We start from the raw sequence: 18,309 nt of genomic DNA on the forward strand, positions 1-18,309 counted from the left end.
TTATTCCACATAAAAAAGCATCAAGTCTGTTCGCTTGGAAGGAAATCTGACCCGGCGGATATCCACGAAGTAGGCCCATCCCTCGTTTGGCGTGGTACCGATCGTCGCCGGACTGGCACTGCCGTGAGCCGGATGGTACGTGTCAACGATGACACTCCCATTCGGCGCGTCCGCCCCGCCGGCAACAAAATGCACCTCGACCCAGTTACCCTCATAAAGGTAAGTCGGAGCCTCCACTCTATGCGCCACCCTATTTTCCATCGCGCGCAGAAAGTCGGCACTGACGACGAGCTCGGTGCAAAACATGCCTGCAACCTGGGCAATCTGTCCTACCGGAGGGAAGTTGTCGACATCCAGCCCATCGAACCACTCGCGGCTGAAGCACTCCAGGGCAAGGTGATACCGCACCACCTGCCTTTTCCAATACTCCTTTTCCAGACCACGAATAAAAGCATAATGCGAAAACGGCGGAACAAAGGTAATGACATCCACATAGCCTGAACTGTCAGCCGACATGGGATGGGCTTTAAACCTTTTGTTTGGACCCCACATGGTTCTACTCCTGACGGCTGGATTGTTGTTGGCTCGCCTCACACAGCATCACGCGCCACTTCAGCAAGGCTTCCTTGGTGGCTGGGTCTTCCTTGGCGCTGTACAGTTCCCGCAGGACGGATTGCGAGGGGTCGTCCAGTTGGCTGGATTGTTCCAGATCGAAAAATTCCTGAAAACCCTTCAACGCGGCGGGCCACGCTTCGTCTTTGTCCGGCCTATCAAATTGCAGATTTTCAAAACGGACCTTGGCGCCAGTGGCCAGCGACAAGGGGTCGATCAGTGCAATATCCAGTTCCGACGTAACAGGCGTGGCGGCATCTCCCTCGATCCATACTGTCAAGGTGCCCTTCTTGGCGTTTTTTGGAATCAGATGATCGATCACGCCCTGTTCCGGGGTACTGCCGGCGAACGACACGCCGTCGACCGTCAGCGTATAGCGAATATCGCGATAGATTAAGAAATCGGCGTCCTTGAGGACAACGCGCAAGCGACGCTGCACGAATGGACAGAGAACCCGCGCGCCATCGGCCGCCACGCCCCCGGCCACGTCCTGCGCGGCGGCTTGATTGGCGTCCAGGAACGCCTGGCTGGGCTCACACATGAGCTGGCCGCGCAGCGAAAGTTTCAGCGGCCAATGTGCACAGGCGATCCATCTTGTCGGTCGCGTCCCAGGAGCTTTCGTTCAGAAAAGCCTGGGCCCATGGATAGCGCGGATCAGCGTCAAAGTGCGGCCCCAGCGCCTGGGCAAGATTAAGATAGCGGGTCACGTCATATACCGTCTCGAGGCCATAGTCCCGCGCGCTGGCGATACTGTCGCGTATATGCAGGCGCGCCGAGTCGAGGCCAAGCGTGGCGACAGTGTCGGGCCAATGTGCCTGTAGATGAGAAAGCAGCTTATCTTCAAGCGCGGCTGCGCCACGCTGGCCCAGAATCTCGAATTGCTCCTGACGAATCACCAGCATCGATCTGCCCCTTGGTCAAAACTTCCCTGGCTATTTGTTTTTAATAATATCATCAAATTTTTTCCCTGCTTCTTCAGTTGATGCGCGCAATGATTGAACAGGACATGATGGGAGCTGCAGCACGAAGGACGTAGCCTGGAATTGCATCCACGTGAACAATTGGTGTTTAATGGCCGTCCCAAGAACTGAACCCTCAGCGAGAACCGCATGCAAACATTGGCTGACGCCATCGCACACTGGACCCGGGACCAGGACGACTACCCCACCCCGATTTCCAGCCTGTTCCTGTACCGCCGTCATGAGCCGTCGCCGCCCAATGTGTGCCTGGTGGAGCCCAGCATTGTGATGGTGGCACAAGGTGCGAAACAGCTGGTCATCGGTGCGCAGAGCTACCGCTACGATCCGCAGCGCTTCCTGGTCACGGCGCTCGACCTCCCCGGCAGTTCGCGCGTGCTGGAGGCGACGCCCGGGCGGCCCTGCCTCGGCCTGGTGTACAAACTGGATCTGCGCACCATCGCCGAACTGGCGCCGCACGTCCGGCCGGAACGACACACCGACCTCGCCGCCCAAGGCGTGGCGGCCATCGGCCATGTGACGCCCGCGCTGGCCGATCCTTTCGTCCGGCTGATCGCCCTGCTGCATGAGCCGGAAGCCAGTCCGGTGCTGGCGCCGTTGATCGAGCGCGAAATCCATTACCGGCTTTTGCTGAGCGACCAGTCCGCGCGGCTGCGGCAGATCGCGGCCGTGGGCAGCCAGAGCTTCCGCATTGCGCGTGTACTCGAATGGCTGCGCTTGCACTACCACCAGCCGTTGCGGCTGGACGAGCTGGCGGCCCACGCTCAAATGAGCACGTCCAACCTGCACCTGCACTTCCGGCAGCTGACCGCGATGAGTCCCCTGCAATACCAGAAATGGCTACGCCTGAACGAGGCACGGCGCCTGATGCTGAACGAGCAGCTGGATGCCGCCAGCGCCGCGTTCAAGGTCGGCTATGAAAGCCCTTCCCAGTTCAGCCGGGAGTACAGCCGCCTGTTCGGCGCGCCGCCCAAGCGCGATATCGAGAGCATCAGGCAAGAATTAGCTTGAATCGTGCTATCCGGTGCGAGAACCCGCTCAATAGAATGCAAGCTTGCATTGCCACATGAGCGGAGAGTACGGAATGATCACACTGAATATCAACGGGAAGGCGACACGCGTTGACGTCGCCGCCGACACGCCACTGCTGTGGGTCCTGCGCGACACCCTGCACCTGACGGGCACCAAATATGGCTGCGGCATGGGCTTGTGCGGCGCATGCACCGCGCACCTGGACGGCACGCCGATCCGCTCCTGCAGCACGCCGGTTTCAGCGGCCATAGGCAAGAAGGTCGTCACCATCGAAGGCGTCGACCGCGCGCGGATCGGCAAGGTCGTGCAGGAAGCCTGGAAAAAGCTGGACGTGGTCCAGTGCGGCTACTGCCAGTCCGGCCAGATCATGAGCGCGGTCGCCCTGTTGGAAGGCAATCGCAAGCCTACCGACGCCGATATCGACACCGCCATGGCAGGCAATATCTGCCGCTGCGCCACCTATGTGCGCATCCGCGCCGCCATCCACGAAGCCGCACAGGAGCTGGCATGAACATGCATTCCCCCCGCATCGAGAACGACAGCCGCCGCGGCTTCCTGCGCAGTACGCTGCAAGCGGCGGCCGGCCTCACCCTGGCCATCTACCTGCCCGGAACGCAGGCCGCCGCCGTCGCGGCCGAAGCGACCACGTTCGAACCGAACGCCTTCGTGCGGATCGGAACGGATGGTACGGTAACGGTCATCTCCAAGCACATTGAAATGGGCCAGGGCGCCTACACCGGCCTCGCCACGCTGGTGGCGGAGGAGCTTGACGCCGCCTGGTCGCAGGTACGCGTGGAAGGCGCGCCGGCGGACGCCAGCCGCTACAACAACCTGGCGTTCGGTCCTATCCAGGGCACAGGCGGCAGCACCGCCATCGCCAACTCCTGGGAGCAGTTGCGCAAGGCTGGCGCCAGCGCACGCGCGATGCTGGTATCGGCTGCCGCGGCACAATGGCAAGTGCCGGCCGGCGAGATCAGCGTCAGCGAAGGCGTGCTCTCGCACGGCGCACACAAGGCCACCTTCGGCGAGCTGGCAAGCGCGGCGGCGCTGCTGCCGGTTCCGGCCGACGTGCCGCTGAAATCACCCAAGGATTTCAAGCTGATCGGCAAGCAAGCGCCACGCAAGGACAGCGCGGACAAGGTCAACGGCCGCGCGCAATTCACCCAGGACTTGCACCTGCCCGGCATGCTGACCGCCGTCGTCGCCCATGCGCCGCGCTTCGGCGCCACCGTCAAATCGTTTGACGCCCGCAAGGCCAAGGCCGTCAAAGGCGTGGTTGACGTGGTGCAGATTCCGACCGGCGTGGCCGTGCTGGCCCGCGATACCTGGAGCGCCAAGAAGGGCCGCGACGCGCTGAACGTGGTGTGGGATGAATCCAAGGCGTTCAAGCTGGGCAGCGAGGAGATCTTCGCCGAATACCGCACGCTGGCGCAGCAGCCAGGTATGGTCGCCAATACCCGGGGCGATGCCGAAGCCGCCTTGGCCGGCTCGGCCCGGGTGTTCCGTGCCGCCTACGATTTCCCGTATCTCGCGCACGCAGCGATGGAGCCAATGAACTGCGTCGTGCGCATCGGCGAGCATGAATGCGAACTGTGGTACGGTGCGCAGTTCCAGTCCATCGACCAGCCCTCGGTCGCCGCGCTGCTCGGCCTGCCGCCGGAAAAAGTGACGCTCAATATGCTGTACGCGGGAGGCAGCTTTGGGCGGCGCGCCAGCAAGGACGCCGACTACGTGCTGGAAGCGGTGCAGATCGCCAAGGCCAGCAAATCGCGCGCGCCTGTCAAGATGGTCTGGCTGCGCGAGGATGATATGCGCGCCGGCTACTACCGCCCTGCTTTCCACCACGCGCTGGAGGCCTCGCTCGGCGCGGACGGACTGCCGACCGGCTGGCGCCACCGCCTCGTGGGCCAATCGATCCTGGCCGGTACGGCATTCGCCGGCATGATGATCAAGGACGGCATCGACGCGGTGTCCGTCGAGGGGGCGGCAAATCTGCCATATGGCATTCCTGCGCTGCGCGTCGAACTGCACACGCCGGCCGGGAACCCGGTGCCGGTGCTTTGGTGGCGTTCGGTGGGCTCGACGCACACCGCCTACTCCACCGAGACCTTTATCGACGAACTGGCAAGCAATGCCGGACAAGACGCCGTGGCCTACCGGCTCGCGCTGCTCGGCAAGCACCCTCGCCATGCCGGCGCGCTGAAGCTTGCCGCTGAAAAAGCCGGCTGGGGCCAGCCACTGCAGGCGGGCGCGAACGGCGCGCGCCGTGGGCGCGGCATCGCGGTGCATGAAGCGTTCGGCAGCTACGTGGCGCAAGTGGCCGAGGTGACAGTGAACGCCGACGGCAGCTTCAGCGTGGACCGCGTCGTCTGCGCGGTAGACTGCGGCATCGTCGTCAATCCCGACGTCGTGCGCGCCCAGGTCGAAGGCGGCGTGGGCTTCGCGTTGTCGGCGGCGCTGCACGGCGCCATCACGCTGAAGGACGGCGCGGTGGAGCAGTCCAACTTCCACGACTATGCGCCGATCCGCATCACCGAAATGCCCAGGGTGGAGGTGCATATTGTGCCGTCGGCCGAGAAGCCTACCGGCATCGGCGAACCGGGCGTGCCCCCATTGGCGCCCGCCGTGGCGAACGCCCTGGCCGCCGCCACCGGGAAACGGCTGCGCAGCCTGCCGTTCCGCACGGAGGAGCTGAAGGCCTGATGGAAAGTGTCGATCTGCAGGTTCTGGAGGCCGCCCGTCGCTGGGCGGCCGAAGGACGGCGCCATGCCTTGATAACGGTGGCGCACACATGGGGCTCCGCGCCCCGTCCGGCCGGCTCATGGTTGGTGATACGCGATGACGGCATCGCGGTCGGCTCGGTTTCAGGCGGATGCGTTGAGGACGACATCATTGCCCGCATGCGCGAGGGGCGCCTTGGCGATCGCCTGCCATTCAGCCTGCATTATGGTGTCACCCACGACGAGGCCGCGCGCTTTGGCCTGCCTTGTGGCGGCGCCCTGCAACTGGTGGTCGAACCACAGCCGGATGCCGGGCAACTGGGCGACCTGGCACGGCGGCTGGAGCGTGGCGAACTGGCGTTGAGGGAGGTCGACCTGGCGCGCGGCGTCACGTCCCTGGGCGCGGCCTCGCGCGGGGACTCGCTCAGCTGGAGCGGCCAACTGCTGCGTACCGTCCATGGCCCGCAATGGCGGCTGTTCATCGTCGGCGCGGGGCAAATCTCCTACTATCTTTCGCAGATGGCACAGGCGCTCGACTACGACGTTACCATCTGCGAGCCGCGCGATGAGTACGGTGCCGAATGGCGCGTGCCGGGCACCAGGATGGTCACCACCATGCCTGACGACGCCTTCCTTGCCATGCAGGCCGATGCGCGCTGCGCCGTCGTCGCCCTGACGCACGATCCGAAGCTGGACGACATGCTGCTGCTGGAAGCACTGCGCTCGCCCGCCTTCTACGTCGGGGCGGTTGGCTCCCGCCTCAATGACAGCAAGCGGCGCGAGCGCCTGTCACACCACTTCGGCTTCTCGGCGGCGGAACTGCGGCGCCTGCATGGTCCCATCGGCCTTCCCATCGGCAGCCATACGCCGCCCGAAATCGCGGTCGCCATCGTGGCGGAGATGACCGCGGTCCGCCACGGCGCGCCGATTGCCGCCAGATGAGCCTACCATTCATGCGCCTTTTGTAGAACACCGAGAACGGCAGCATTGCCCTGATAGCGCTTGCGCAAGGCTGCCTCGTCCTTGTCCAGTTTGTCACAGCGGTATTTCTTCATCGCCGCGGCAATCTCGCGTCCACGCGCTGCGTCGTAAGGCTCTTCGCCAGCGAAGTGCGTACACATCGCAATGCGCTCCACCACGGAAGCCACAGCTTTCGGCTGCCCTTTCGTCAGCTCCGCCAGCGCACCCTCCTCCGCCTGCGCGGCGAGCGACACGAAAATCAAACCAAGAAGCATGGGTAGACGAGGCATTTCTATCCTGACGCGGTGGAAGGGTTCATTTGGCAGATCCGTCAATTGTGCTGATTTATCACTATTTATCATATAAAAAATTCAAGACCAACTCAAGACCACCCGCCCATACTACCCCGTCCAAAAATTTGTAGTCCCGATAACATTTAAAAAAATACGCCTACAATCTGACCCCGCAAGGAATACAAGCATGAAAACTGAGGCTGGTTTGCTCGACACCCTGAACAGTGTCCTGATCGCGTCCCCCTTCGAGACGCCCGACTACCGCCTGGTGGCCGACGCCATGCGCGCTGGCGCTTTCGCCTTCCTGGACATCGGGCGCGACTGGCCACAGGCGCGCGCCGCGATCGAGCGGGTCCGGGCGGCGGCGCCCGGCAACTTCGGCCTGCGTATTCCGGAAGGCGTGCGCCTGGACGAGACGGCGCTGGCGCCGCTGCGCGGGCGCATCAAGGTGTTGATGCACGCCGCGCCAGAAGAGTTCCAGGCGCTGGCCGGCTTCTTCCATCTGGTGCAGGTGGTGTCGCTCGATGAGGCGCTGGAAGCGCAGCGCCTGGGAGCGGACGGTCTGATACTCAAGGGCGCCGAGAGCGGTGGCCGGGTTGGCGCGTTCAACAGTTTCATCTTGCTGCAGCAAATCCATGGCCGCCTGGCGCTGCCGTTCTGGGCCCAGGGCGGCATGGGGCCGCACGGCGCGGCGGCGGCCGTGCTGGCTGGCGCCCAGGGCGTGCTGTACGACTCGCAACTGGCGCTGATGCCGGCGGCGAGTAGCCGGCCGGGGCTGCGCCCGGTGTTCAAGGCGATCAACGGCTCCGAGACGGCCGTCGCCGGTGGCTACCGCTTCCTGCGGCACAAGCAGCTGCCCGATGTGGCCGAGGAAACCGGCCGGGAACAGTTGCTGGAGCAGCTGGCCGGCACCGCCGCACCGCTGCTGGCCGGCGAGGACCTGGCGCTGGCTCAACTGTTCCATTCCCTCTACGGCGACGTCGCCGGGCTGGTGCACGCGACCGAGGAAGCCATCGCCGGCCACCTGCGCCAGCCGGCACGCTCGGCTGCCGGTTTGCCTACACGATCAGCTCGCCGCTGGAGTTCCTGCCCAAGGACGAGTTGCCGTCCTGCGTCAGTCTAGGCTCGGTATTGTCCGGCATGGAGCACAACCGCGCGGTGGCCTTGCGCATATTTCGCAATATCGTGTTGTCCCACAATGAGCCGGACTGCCTGTTACTGTTCTCGACACCGCCGGACTTGCTCAGCGAAGCGCTCGCCGACTTGCCGCTCGAAGCCACCATCCTCGGCCGCCCATTCGTCAACCAGTTTTATCTGATGGAGCAATTCGACCTGGTGTTCGCGCATGGCGGCTACAACACGGCCGCCGAGTGCCTGGCTTGCGGCGTGCCGATGATTGCCTTCCCTTTCGTGTTCGACCAGACCTGGGTCGCGCAGCGCCTCCAGCAGCTTGGCGTGGGCGCACGCGTGTCACGTGTGCGCCACACTCCGGCGATGTTGCGCGCCCTCGCCGACCGCCTGCTGACCGACCTGGACGCGCGCGCCGTGCTGGCCGCCATGCAGCTCGACGTACGCCGTTTCGACGGTCCCACGTGCGGCGCGCAGGTGATCGAGACGCTGCTTGACGCGCCGCCGCGGCTCAACGACGCCAGATAGCGCAGATCGAGCTCCTGTGACTTGCGGAACGGATCGGCGGGCAGGCGCACCTCGGCCAGCGCGAAGTCTTGCACGGGCTCGCTTTGGCTCGACTCTATTTGATTGACAACACCAACACGGTCACCGAATACGGCGCGAAGCTATAGTTGAACGCTTTACCGAGCCCGCTTACCTTGCTGGTCACCGGCACGACCTTGGCCGGTTCGGCGATGGTGTTGGTGTCTTCCTTCTTCGCCGAGGCCACCACGATGGCCTTGCCATCCGGCGCCACCTTGCCGGCGCCGGCCAGCTCGACCTGCACCGACTGCGCCGTGCCGATCGCGTTGACGACCTTCAGGTAGATCTCGCCGCGCCGCTCCGATTTGGTAGCCGAGAAGAACATGGTCGGCACTTCCCTCGCCGGCGGCAGCACCTGCGGCGTCTCCTGCGAGGCCGCCTCCTGCCAGGTCTGCGTGCCGACTTTTTGCGCGGTCACCGGCAGCGACACGTTGCCCAGGTAATTGCTGAACACTTTCTGCACGTGGTAGGACGGCGAGCCGTAGCTGGCCTGCGCGTCGTAGCCGATCATGTTGAAGCGCCACTGCACGCCGCCCGGGTTCACGTTCACCAGCAGCGGCGCGTAGCAGGACATCTCGACCACGTCGGCGTTGCGCTCCATGCCGGTCATGAAGGCGGCGTCGGCCAGCGCGGAATGCAGGTTGGTGGTCGGCTCGCCCTCCTGCGCGGCCCACTCGCCGATGAACACTTTCGGCCCCTTGCGCTCATAGCTGTCGTAGCGCGTGGCGTCGTTCATCATCTGCATCGGGTTGTAGTAGTAATGCTCGTCGACCAGGTCGGGCACGCGACTGGTCACCTTCTGCTGCTGGCCCAGCCAGTCCTTGCCGTTGACGGTGGAGATCAGCTTGAGCTGCGGATACTTCGCCTTGATGGCGTCATGGAACTGGGTGTAGCGGCCGTCGTAGTTCTTCTGCTTGTCGAAGCCGTCCTCGTTGCCGATCTCGACGTAGCGCAGCTTGAACGGCGCCGGATGGCCGTCCCTGGCGCGCTGCGCGCCCCACTTCGTGTTGACGTCGCCGGTGACGTATTCGATCTCCTCGAGCGCTTCCTGCACGAAGGGTTGCAGCCCCGGGCCGGCGGGAACGTTCTCGCCGTTGAGCGCATAACCGGCGAACACCGCCAGCACCGGCTCGGCCTTCATGTCCTCGCACCACAACAGGAATTCAAGCAGGCCCATGCCGTCGGACGAGCGGTATCCCCACGTGCCGGGATGGCCGGGCCGCTGCTCGATCGGGCCGAGCGTTTCCTTCCACTTGAAGCGGGTCTCCACGCTACCGCCCTCGACGTAGTTCCCGCCCGGGAAGCGCAGGAAGCGCGGCTTCATGTCGACCAGCTTTTGCATCAGGTCGATCCGGTTGCCGTTCGGCCGGTCCTTGTAGGTCGGCGGGAACAGCGAGACCTGGTTGAACCAGATGGTGCCAGGGCTTTCGGTGGCGATCACCAGGCGCGCGTCGGCGGTCGGCTTGACGTTGCCGGGGGTGGTCAGGGTGACATCGTAGCGCTTCCATTCGCCGCTGATACGGCCGCCAACGGCCTGCGCGTACACGGTCTTGCCGTCCACGCCTTCGATGCCGACGGTCAGCGGCACGCCGCCGGCGCCGTCGGTTTTGGCGTAGAAGCTGGCGCGGTAGCGCGTGCCCGGCTTGACCGGAATGCCCCAGTAGCCGTCGTTAGCGACGCCGACCCGGTGGCCCGGCGCGGCGTGCACGGCGTCCAGGCGCAGGCTGGTGGTCAGCGCGGTGGCGGGGACCGGGTGGCGCTCGTCGAGCGTTATCGCGGCGCCGCCGCCGGCGTCCTGCACCACCGACCAGTGCGCGGGCGTCTTGCCGTCGTCCTTGAAGGCGCGGTTGCGCACCAGCTCCGCGTACAGGCCGCCATCGTAGGAGTAGTTGATTTCCTCGGTCATCAGGCCATACAAGGTCGGGCTGACCGGAATGCCGGGCTTGGCCAGGTCGATCTTGAGAGTGGTCTGCGCCATCGCCAGCGGTGCGATGAGGGCGGCGAGCGACAGTAAGATTTTCGAATTCATGTGAAGGTCGTGTAATGAAGCTGCGCTTACGGGCGCTATTAATTCAACGTTTGTGGTAACGCTGGCCGTCCGTTGGACCCCGCTGCGTCGGTACCTGCGTGCTCTCCGCCATTGTGGGTGTCCGGCATTGCCCTTTTCAATTCTCAAAATCGCCAACCGCCGTATCTTTTTTCAGCGAGCGCTTCGCCTGATTTCATCGATTCATGCAATTATCAAATTCAATGGTGGCGGTTTATCTCTGCAATCGATGGGAATACAGTACGCCTTGCTCAGAAAACCCAGGAAACAGAACCATGACCAAGACTCCAACCCTGCACTATATCTACGACCCGCTTTGCGGCTGGTGCTACGGCGCCGCGCCGCTGGTGAAGGCTGCCCGCGAGGTCTTGTCCGTGCAGGCTCACGGCGGCGGCATGATGGCGGGCGACCGCCGCCAGCCGGTCACGCCGCAGTTGCGTGACTACGTGATGCCGCACGACCGGCGTATCGCGAATGCCACCAGCCAGCCTTTTGGCGATGCTTATTTCGAAGGCTTGTTGCGCGATACCTCGGCGGTATTCGACTCCGCCCCGCCGACCGCCGCGGTGCTGGCGGCGGAAAAGCTCGCCGGCCGCGGCCTGGACATGCTGTCCCGCCTGCAATCCGCGCACTATGTCGAAGGCCGGCGCATCGCCGACCGCGAGGTGCTCGTCACGCTGGCTGGCACGATCGGGCTGGACGCGACTGCCTTCGCGCTGGCGTTGGACGAAGCACAACGCGAACAACTTCCCTCGCACATCGCCGGGACGCGCCGGCTGATGGAACGCGTTGGCGCACGCGGCTTTCCCAGCTTCGCGCTCGAACGCGACGGCAAGTTCACCTTGCTCGACGCAGGCGCTTTCCTCGGCCGCCCGCAGGAGCTGCGGGATTGGCTGAGGACTCAACTGCCCGATGAAGTGGCGTCGCCTGGAAGCGTGGCGGCGGAGTTCGGCTGCGGACCGGATAGCTGTTCAATCTGAAGGCAGAAGGAAAAACCATGCGAAGCAACTTGCAAATCGTCTCCGAGCACTATGCCGCATCCGAGCGGGGCGACATCGCCGGCATGATGGCCGATGTCGCGGCGGACGCGCGCTGGACGGAGATGGCGGGATTCCCTTGTGCGGGGACCTGGATCGGCCCCGAGCAGATTGTCGAACACGTGTTCAAGGTCCTGGGCGGCGAGTGGGATGACTACCGCATGACGCTGGAGTCCCTGGTCGATGGAGGCGACTGCATCGTCGGCATTGGCAGCTATTCCGGCACGTACAAGCGCACCGGACGAGCCATGCAAGCGCGAGTGACCCATGTGTGGCGTCTGGCCGGCGGCAAGATCGTGGGCTTCGAGCAGTTCACCGATACCTTGCTGGTGGCCAGGGCCATGTAGATCGATCGCGCGGGGTTACGCAGCCTTCGCCAGCAAGGCTTTGATGGCCGTTTCGGCGTTGGCGATCGCGACCTCCGCCGCATCGGGCCCGAGAACCGTGCCTTCGACGCGGATCACTTCGACGTCGGTCAGGCGTGAACGGCGTATCCGACGATTCCTCCGCGCGTCGATTACGAACCCGACGACATTGATTCAGGGCGTCGTCTACCAGCGTCGATAAGCGCGTCCCGGCGTCATACCACAGCTTGACGATCCTGTTCGGCTACTTGAACCGGTCAAAAAAGGCCTTGGATTCCTGCGCCGAGAAATTGGGGTACCAGTGGCCGCCCGTCTCCGTGCCGCACCAGATGACGGGCTTGCCGCTGTCGCAGCCCTGGTACTCCACGCAGCCGTTACTCCCCAGGGGCACCGTGGCGGCACTGCAGCTATTGCGCTTCAGGAAAAGGTCGCGCGCCTCCATCCCTGCCGAGTAAGGCACCACGTTGTCGTCCTTGGCGTGGATGAACAGGGCCGCCACCTTGTTGGAAGAACCGGCACAGCCGCTCCAGAGCGAACCGGCCATGGGCACGATAGCTCGCACCACGTCGCCCATCTGGCATCCGATGGAATTGGACATCATGCCGCCAAAGCTGAATCCGGTAGCAAAAACGCGCTGCGGGTCCGTGCAAGCGCCCTGCTGTACCTCGCTGATCATAGCGCGCAGGAAGCGGATATCGCGGTCGCCAGTATTGGCCCACCCCTTGTCCAGTCCCTGCGGAGCAACGAAGATGGCATTGTCGCCGTACAGATTCTTCAGCCCGAAAAAGCCGCTCCAACCGTAAACATCGGCGGCGCTGCCATCACGCCAGTGCAGCCCGATGATCATTGGATAGGCCTTGTTGCGGTCATACGTGGCCGGCAGCTCGATCCAGTAGTCGCGCCGGATGGCGTCGCTGGTGAGCGAATGTAAGCCGGTAGTCAACCTGACACCGCCGCCGCAGCCCGCCGTGCTCGCAGCGGGCGGAACCACGGGAGCTGATGATGTTGGTCCCACGGCTGATGTTGAAGTGCTGGTGGCGCCTGTCCCCCCTCCGCAAGCCACGAGCGCGATGAAAAGTAACGCGGCCAATACCTGTCTCATGTCTTCTCCTTGTTTGCGTCGAGGCCTTCCATGCGCGCTAAGTCTAATGGCCGCAATCGCGAACGTCTTTTACGATTTTTGCCATTGGACGACATGTTTTTGAAGCCCACCGTGATGTCGCAAACCCAGCCCCCGCTGCACGGCATTCACGAATTCGCTATAATCCAAAGGTCGAAAATGGTGGACCGGTTTTGGTGAGCCCCGGTCAGCTCCATGCCTGCAAGGCATCGAGCCTCAATCCAACCCGCAAGGGTCGCGGACCACGACAGAAGGCGAACGTGCGTCGTTTTCTGTCAGATGGTGGGTGCCAGCAAATCGCTGGCGTCGCATTCCCTCCCTAGGGACTTGCTGCGATCGGCGGATACCTCGTGCGTTCATATGCGCGCTCAAAGCGCGTTCTTATTCTGCGTCGAGGTCAACATGAAACACATTCCGGTCCTTATCATTGGTGGCAGCCTGGTCGGCTTGTCCGCGTCCCTCTTTCTCTCTTGGCGAGGGGTGCCAAACATCGTCATCGAGAAGCACGAAGGCAGCGCCCTGCATCCGCGCGCGATCGGCTTCACCGAACGCACGATGGAGTACTTCGCAGCTGTCGGTTTGGGCGACAAGATTCCGCAAGTCGCGCCCGGCACACGTCTACGCCGGGCCGTCGTCGAAAGCCTGGCCGGCCGCTGGATACGCGAAACGGAGTGGACGCCCGACAGCGCCGTTCCCAGCCGGGGGGATCGCGTCACACCCCACACCGGCGCCGCCATCGCCCAGGACAAGCTGGAGCCCATTCTTCGCGCCCGTGCCGTCGAACTGGGATCGCAGCTGGAGCAAGGGATCGAGTTGATCTCGTTCGAGCAGGACGCCGACGGCGTCACGGCGCTCGTCCGCAGCCGCCGGACCGGCGAAGAGGGGTCGATTCGCGCCGCATACCTGGTGGCCGCGGATGGCGCATCCAGCGGCATCCGCGAGACGCTGGGCATTGCACGCGAGGGGGTGGGCCACCTGCGAACGATACACAGCGTCCTGTTCCGTTGCCCGGAGGCTGAGCATTTTCTGGAGCGTGGTGTCCAGCAGTTCGAAATCGAGCAAGCCGGGCTCCGCGCCTTCCTGACCAGCTATGGCGACGGGCGCTGGGTGCTGATGCGCACGGACGGGCAAGCGCTGAACGAACTGGAACTCGCCCCATTCATCAGAACATGCTTGGGCCAGGACTTCGCTGTTGACATCATCACGACGGGACGCTGGGAGATGGCCGGCCGCATCGCGGAGAAGTACAGCGAGGGTCGTGTGTTTCTCGCGGGCGACGCCACCCATCAATTGCCGCCGACCCGAGGCGGCTTCGGTGCCAACACCGGCATCGACGACGTCTGGAACCTGGCGTGGAAGCTGGCCATGGTGGTCAACGGAAAATCGGATCCGGCCCTGCTGGATACCTACGGCGCTGAACGGCGCCCGATCGGATGGCTGCGCCACCAGCAGACCTTTGCACGCCCCGACTACGCGAAATGGCTGAAGAGTCCGATAGAGCCACAATCATTGTTCAGCGACATCGCCATGGAACTTGGTCAGCTGCACCGCTCGGCGGCGGTCATCGGTGCCGCCGGCGATTTGGCTCCAGCAGCGCATCCGGACGACTGGGCGGGACAGCCCGGCGTTCGCGCACCTTATCTGGAGATGACGGGGCCGACAGGCCGCCTGTCCACACTGGATGTGGTGGGCAAGGAGTTCACCCTGTTCGCCGAAGCGTCCGCGTGGATCGAAGCCGCCGCCCGCGTGAGTGCCGCGACAGGCGTGCCTATCGTCGCGGTGCGGATCGGGAAGGATGCGGACGTGAATCCCGATGAGTTCCATCTAAAATTCGGCATCACATCCGCAGGCGCAACCCTGGTGCGCCCCGACGGCATCGTTGGATGGCGCTCGCCGGGAGGCGTGCCGGACGCGCATGCGGCACTCAGCGATGCGCTACACGCAATCGCATCCTTGCTCGGGGTGTGGAGGAAAGGCCGTTGAACTCGCTCCCACTCGCATATCGAGGACGGCACCCGCCGTTCTTGTCCCTGTCACCCTGACGTGGATCGTTCGAGTACCTCCCCGGCGCCAACCTGACTTTAAACAAGACAGGCTCGCCCGGCGGCGCCATACTCACCGCGTCCAGCTACTCCACAGGCAAGTCGCCGCACCGATGGGATTCCATGCATAGACTTCATACCATTCGTCAAATCCTCCTCTTCATCGTGGTGGCGCTGGTCCTGCCGGCTTTCCTGATCGGCCTGGAGTGGTCGCTACACGAATTCAACGCCAGCCGTGCGCGCGGCGATGTCCAGGCCTTGCAGACCGCGCGCAATCTGTTGCTGAACATAGATGGCCAATTCAAGTCGCTCGGCGCGGTGGCGGGCACCCTGTCGGCCTCGCCGGCCCTGCAACAGGCCGACCTGGCCGCCTTCCACCGTCAGGCCAGCGCGGCCACGCGCTACAGCGGCGCCAGCAACTTCGTGCTGACCGGCCTGAGCGGACAGCAACTGGTCAACACGCTCAAGCCCTACGGCACGCCGCTGCCCAGGCACGCCAACCCCGCGCTGATGGCGCGGGCCGCGGCGGCCGGCCACATGCAGATTTCAAATCTCTATGTCGGCGCCGTCAGCGGCACGGGCGTCATGAGCATCTGCACGCCGGTGCTGATCGAGGGCAAGCTCAGGTATTTCATCGACGCCGGCCTGTCCGTCACGGAGCTCGCGCTGCTGCTCGCCAGCGGAAAACTGCCGTCCGACTGGGTGGTGTCCATCATCGATGGCAGCGGCACCATCGCGGCGCGCAGCCATGCGCCGGCGCGGTTCGTCGGCAAGAAGGCGACCCCCGACCTGCTGCAAGCGATCCGCCTGACGCGGGAGGGCCACGCGCGCCTGACCACACTGGAGGGCATTCCCGTCTACACCACGTATGCCCTGTCGCCGGACAGCGGCTGGTCGGTCGCCATCGGCCTGCCCAGCGCCGGCATCGACCGCGAACTGTGGCGATCGCTGGCCTTCAACCTGGGCATGGGCGCCCTGCTGCTGGCGATCGGCATGATATTGGCCGGGCGCGCCAGCAAGCGCATCCGCCAGGCCATGGGACAGCTGGTCGACATGTCCTCGGCGCTGGGCGGCGGCGCGGAACTGCCGCCGCACCAGATCCGGCTGCGCGAGTTGGAACAGGTGGCGGCCTCGCTGACCGAAGCGGCGGCGCGCCTGCGCCGCAGCGAGGCTGCGCGGATCGACGCCGAGGCCGGCCTCCGGCAAAGCAACAGCGCGCTGGAGCAGCGGGTGCGGGAGCGGACCGAAGACCTGCAGCAGTCGCGCCAAATGATCGCCTCCATCCTTGAGCACATGCCGGCCGTCATCGCCGTCAAGCACGCCGCCAGCCTGCGCTACGAGATCTTCAACCAGGCCGGCGAACAGCTGTTCGGCCAGCCCCGCGACAGCGTCATCGGCCATACCGACCACGTGCTCTACGACGACGCCGAGGCGCGGATGGCGTCCGATCGCCGGGTCCTGGCCACACGGCAGGTGGTCGACATCGCCCAGGAAGCCGTGCGCGATGGGCAAGGACACACCCGGTATCTGCACACCAAGAAGCTGGCCCTGCTCGACAGCGCCGGCGAGGCCAGCCATCTGCTGAGCATCTCGCTGGACATCACCGACAGCCTGTACGCCGCCGAGCAACTGCGCATCGCCGCCGTGGCCTTCGAGTCGCAGGAACCGATGATGATCACCGATGCCCACAGCACCATCCTGCGCATCAACTCGGCCTTCAGCGCCACCACCGGCTACAGCGAAGAGGAACTGCTGGGACAGACGCCACGCCTGCTCAAGTCCGGCCGCCACGACCAGGCCTTCTATGCCGCCATGTGGGGCAGCATCGTCGATACCGGCACGTGGCAGGGAGAATGCTGGGATCGCCGCAAGAATGGCGAGATCTATCCGACCTGGACCATCATCAGCGCGATCCGCGATCCGCAGGGCGTCATCTGCCACTATGTCTGCACCCAGAGCGACATCAGCGCCCGCAAGCAGGCGGAGGAGGAAATCCGGCTGCTGGCCTTCTACGACCCCCTGACCAAGCTGCCCAACCGGCGCCTGCTGGTCGACCGGCTGCGCCGCGCCATCGACAGCTCCGCCCGCAACCGGCTGATCGGCGCCCTGATGTTCATCGACCTCGACAATTTCAAGCAGCTCAACGACACGCTGGGCCACGACCAGGGCGACCTGCTGCTGTGCCAGGTGGCGCAGCGGCTGCCGGCCTGCGTGCGCAGCATCGACACCGTCGCCCGCCTGGGCGGCGACGAATTCGTCATCATGCTTGAAGGCCTGAGCGAGGACGTGGAGGAGGCTGCGCGCCAGGCGCAGGCGATCGGCGACGACGTGCTGACCGAACTGAACCATCCATATCAGCTGGGCGAGCGTCCCTACCATTGCACGCCCAGCGTCGGCGTGACCCTGATCTCCGACCACAGCCTGACCATCGACGAGGCGCTGCGGCACGCCGACCTGGCGATGTACCAGGCCAAGGCGGCCGGCCGCAACACGCTGCGCTTTTTCGAGCCGCACATGCAACAGGCCGCCAACGCGCGCGCCGAAATGGAGCACGACCTGCAACTGGCCCTGCAACGGGGGGAATTCGAACTGTACTACCAGGCCCAGGTCGACGCGGCCGGGCGCATCATCGGCGCCGAAGCCCTGCTGCGCTGGCACCATCCGCGCGACGGCGTGGTGCTGCCGGACCGCTTCATCGCGCTGGCCGAAAGCACCGGCCTGATCCTGCCGCTGGGACAATGGGTGCTGCGCAGCGCCTGCGCCCAGCTGGCGCGCTGGGCGGCCGAACCGGCCCTGGACGCGCTGACCCTGGCGGTCAACGTCAGCCCCCGCCAGTTCCGCCAGGACGACTTCGTCGCCCAGGTCGGCGAGGCCGTGCGCGCGGCCGGCGCCGATCCGCGCCGGCTCAAGCTGGAGGTGACGGAAAACCTGATGCTGGACGACTTCGGCGGTGTGGCCGACAAGATGAACGCGCTCAAGTGCACCGGCATCGGCTTCGCGCTCGACGACTTCGGCATCGGCTACTCCTCGCTGTCGTACCTGAAACGGCTGCCGCTGGAGCAATTGAAGATCGACCGCACTTTCGCGCGCGACGTGCTGGTCGATCCCAACGATGCCGCCATCGCCCGCATCATCGTCGTGCTGGGCCACACGCTGGGGCTGACCATCGTTGCCGAGGGCGTGGAGACGGGCGACCAGCATGCCTTCCTGGCCGCCAACCACTGCAATGCCTTCCAGGGGTTCCTGTTCAGCGTGGCGCTGCCGGAACGGGAGTTCCGCACGCTGGCGGCGCGGCCCCAGGACGCGTCGCCCGGCGATGGCGCGGGGGCCGTGCCGGCGGCCCTGTCCTAGCGGCACGGGGCACGGCGCGCGCACCACACCGGGCGGCGCG

General features: G+C 64.7%; 16 protein-coding genes. 10 read left to right on the top strand and 6 right to left on the bottom strand.

All coding sequences use genetic code 11. The annotated features are described in order from the left end of the window. The 3 genes from ACUJB0_RS03725 to ACUJB0_RS03735 are packed head-to-tail and all read right to left on the bottom strand — an operon-like array spanning position 1 to position 1,514. On the bottom strand, positions 1-552 hold the full coding sequence (locus ACUJB0_RS03725; protein ID WP_444844057.1) for a hypothetical protein: 552 nt from the start codon (positions 550-552) through the stop codon (positions 1-3). Positions 553-556: 4 nt separating this feature from the next. Beyond that, a complete protein-coding gene (locus ACUJB0_RS03730) occupies positions 557-1,153 on the bottom strand; it encodes a hypothetical protein (protein WP_444844058.1) in 597 nt (198 codons plus the stop codon). Continuing rightward, positions 1,146-1,514, bottom strand: a complete 369-nt coding sequence (locus ACUJB0_RS03735; protein WP_444844059.1) for a hypothetical protein — start codon at positions 1,512-1,514, stop codon at positions 1,146-1,148. The genes ACUJB0_RS03730 and ACUJB0_RS03735 overlap by 8 nt, the downstream gene beginning before the upstream one ends. 207 nt (positions 1,515-1,721) lie before the next feature. On the opposite strand from ACUJB0_RS03735, the gene ACUJB0_RS03740 reads away from it, so the two are divergent. The 4 genes from ACUJB0_RS03740 (at position 1,722) to ACUJB0_RS03755 (ending at position 6,283) form a co-directional block, all read left to right on the top strand. Then, complete coding sequence (locus ACUJB0_RS03740; protein ID WP_444844060.1) at positions 1,722-2,600, top strand: AraC family transcriptional regulator; 879 nt, start codon at positions 1,722-1,724, stop codon at positions 2,598-2,600. Positions 2,601-2,673: 73 nt separating this feature from the next. Then, the gene (locus tag ACUJB0_RS03745) at positions 2,674-3,132 is read left to right on the top strand and encodes a (2Fe-2S)-binding protein (RefSeq protein ID WP_444844061.1); all 459 of its coding nucleotides are present in this window, start codon (positions 2,674-2,676) and stop codon (positions 3,130-3,132) included. Beyond that, a complete protein-coding gene (locus tag ACUJB0_RS03750) occupies positions 3,129-5,324 on the top strand; it encodes a xanthine dehydrogenase family protein molybdopterin-binding subunit (RefSeq protein WP_444844062.1) in 2,196 nt (731 codons plus the stop codon). The genes ACUJB0_RS03745 and ACUJB0_RS03750 overlap by 4 nt, the downstream gene beginning before the upstream one ends. Further along, positions 5,324-6,283 carry an XdhC family protein gene (locus ACUJB0_RS03755; RefSeq protein WP_444844063.1) on the top strand — a complete coding sequence of 320 codons (960 nt, stop codon included), beginning with the start codon at positions 5,324-5,326 and terminating at the stop codon, positions 6,281-6,283. The genes ACUJB0_RS03750 and ACUJB0_RS03755 overlap by 1 nt, the downstream gene beginning before the upstream one ends. Positions 6,284-6,285: 2 nt before the next feature. On the opposite strand, the gene ACUJB0_RS03760 is transcribed toward ACUJB0_RS03755, so the two are convergent. Next, on the bottom strand, positions 6,286-6,636 hold the full coding sequence (locus tag ACUJB0_RS03760; protein ID WP_444844064.1) for a hypothetical protein: 351 nt from the start codon (positions 6,634-6,636) through the stop codon (positions 6,286-6,288). A gap of 145 nt (positions 6,637-6,781) precedes the next feature. On the opposite strand from ACUJB0_RS03760, the gene ACUJB0_RS03765 reads away from it, so the two are divergent. After that, positions 6,782-7,717 carry a nitronate monooxygenase gene (locus ACUJB0_RS03765; protein WP_444844065.1) on the top strand — a complete coding sequence of 312 codons (936 nt, stop codon included), beginning with the start codon at positions 6,782-6,784 and terminating at the stop codon, positions 7,715-7,717. A 62-nt stretch (positions 7,718-7,779) separates the two neighbouring features. Next, entirely contained in the window at positions 7,780-8,250 is a 471-nt protein-coding gene (locus ACUJB0_RS03770; RefSeq protein WP_444844066.1) for a glycosyltransferase, read from the top strand. A 94-nt stretch (positions 8,251-8,344) separates the two neighbouring features. Here ACUJB0_RS03770 and ACUJB0_RS03775 read toward each other — a convergent pair whose 3' ends face one another. Beyond that, positions 8,345-10,336, bottom strand: coding sequence for an alpha-L-arabinofuranosidase family protein (locus ACUJB0_RS03775; protein ID WP_444844067.1), 1,992 nt, complete (start codon positions 10,334-10,336; stop codon positions 8,345-8,347). Positions 10,337-10,629: 293 nt separating this feature from the next. On the opposite strand from ACUJB0_RS03775, the gene ACUJB0_RS03780 reads away from it, so the two are divergent. Continuing rightward, on the top strand, positions 10,630-11,334 hold the full coding sequence (locus tag ACUJB0_RS03780) for a DsbA family protein (protein ID WP_444844068.1): 705 nt from the start codon (positions 10,630-10,632) through the stop codon (positions 11,332-11,334). A 17-nt stretch (positions 11,335-11,351) separates the two neighbouring features. Continuing rightward, complete coding sequence (locus tag ACUJB0_RS03785) at positions 11,352-11,738, top strand: nuclear transport factor 2 family protein (RefSeq protein ID WP_444844069.1); 387 nt, start codon at positions 11,352-11,354, stop codon at positions 11,736-11,738. A 262-nt stretch (positions 11,739-12,000) separates the two neighbouring features. Here the strand turns inward: ACUJB0_RS03785 and ACUJB0_RS03790 are convergent, their stop codons facing one another. Next, positions 12,001-12,858 (bottom strand): CE1 family esterase, encoded by an 858-nt coding sequence (locus ACUJB0_RS03790; protein WP_444844070.1) that lies wholly within the window; start codon positions 12,856-12,858, stop codon positions 12,001-12,003. A gap of 420 nt (positions 12,859-13,278) precedes the next feature. Between ACUJB0_RS03790 and ACUJB0_RS03795 the strand changes: the two genes are divergently transcribed. Together ACUJB0_RS03795 and ACUJB0_RS03800 are read left to right on the top strand one after the other, a co-directional pair. Beyond that, positions 13,279-14,859: an FAD-dependent monooxygenase gene (locus ACUJB0_RS03795; protein WP_444844071.1), complete on the top strand. Its 1,581-nt coding sequence runs from the start codon at positions 13,279-13,281 to the stop codon at positions 14,857-14,859. A gap of 182 nt (positions 14,860-15,041) precedes the next feature. Further along, positions 15,042-18,269 (top strand): bifunctional diguanylate cyclase/phosphodiesterase, encoded by a 3,228-nt coding sequence (locus ACUJB0_RS03800; RefSeq protein ID WP_444844072.1) that lies wholly within the window; start codon positions 15,042-15,044, stop codon positions 18,267-18,269. Positions 18,270-18,309: the final 40 nt, after the last annotated feature.

This window comes from Duganella caerulea (assembly GCF_040362985.1).
Taxonomy (GTDB): Bacteria; Pseudomonadota; Gammaproteobacteria; order Burkholderiales; family Burkholderiaceae_D; genus Rugamonas; species Rugamonas vulcania.

What these genes read in the sequence shown, in the direction of transcription:
- ACUJB0_RS03795 (WP_444844071.1), top strand. Translation starts at nt 13,279, where the DNA reads ATGAAACACATTCCGGTCCTTATCATTGGTGGCAGCCTGGTCGGCTTG.
- ACUJB0_RS03725 (WP_444844057.1), bottom strand. Translation starts at nt 552, where the DNA reads ATGTGGGGTCCAAACAAAAGGTTTAAAGCCCATCCCATGTCGGCTGAC.
- ACUJB0_RS03775 (WP_444844067.1), bottom strand. Translation starts at nt 10,336, where the DNA reads ATGAATTCGAAAATCTTACTGTCGCTCGCCGCCCTCATCGCACCGCTG.
- ACUJB0_RS03790 (WP_444844070.1), bottom strand. Translation starts at nt 12,858, where the DNA reads ATGAGACAGGTATTGGCCGCGTTACTTTTCATCGCGCTCGTGGCTTGC.
- ACUJB0_RS03740 (WP_444844060.1), top strand. Translation starts at nt 1,722, where the DNA reads ATGCAAACATTGGCTGACGCCATCGCACACTGGACCCGGGACCAGGAC.
- ACUJB0_RS03750 (WP_444844062.1), top strand. Translation starts at nt 3,129, where the DNA reads ATGAACATGCATTCCCCCCGCATCGAGAACGACAGCCGCCGCGGCTTC.
- ACUJB0_RS03755 (WP_444844063.1), top strand. Translation starts at nt 5,324, where the DNA reads ATGGAAAGTGTCGATCTGCAGGTTCTGGAGGCCGCCCGTCGCTGGGCG.
- ACUJB0_RS03735 (WP_444844059.1), bottom strand. Translation starts at nt 1,514, where the DNA reads ATGCTGGTGATTCGTCAGGAGCAATTCGAGATTCTGGGCCAGCGTGGC.
- ACUJB0_RS03730 (WP_444844058.1), bottom strand. Translation starts at nt 1,153, where the DNA reads ATGTGTGAGCCCAGCCAGGCGTTCCTGGACGCCAATCAAGCCGCCGCG.
- ACUJB0_RS03800 (WP_444844072.1), top strand. Translation starts at nt 15,042, where the DNA reads ATGCATAGACTTCATACCATTCGTCAAATCCTCCTCTTCATCGTGGTG.
- ACUJB0_RS03765 (WP_444844065.1), top strand. Translation starts at nt 6,782, where the DNA reads ATGAAAACTGAGGCTGGTTTGCTCGACACCCTGAACAGTGTCCTGATC.
- ACUJB0_RS03780 (WP_444844068.1), top strand. Translation starts at nt 10,630, where the DNA reads ATGACCAAGACTCCAACCCTGCACTATATCTACGACCCGCTTTGCGGC.
- ACUJB0_RS03745 (WP_444844061.1), top strand. Translation starts at nt 2,674, where the DNA reads ATGATCACACTGAATATCAACGGGAAGGCGACACGCGTTGACGTCGCC.
- ACUJB0_RS03785 (WP_444844069.1), top strand. Translation starts at nt 11,352, where the DNA reads ATGCGAAGCAACTTGCAAATCGTCTCCGAGCACTATGCCGCATCCGAG.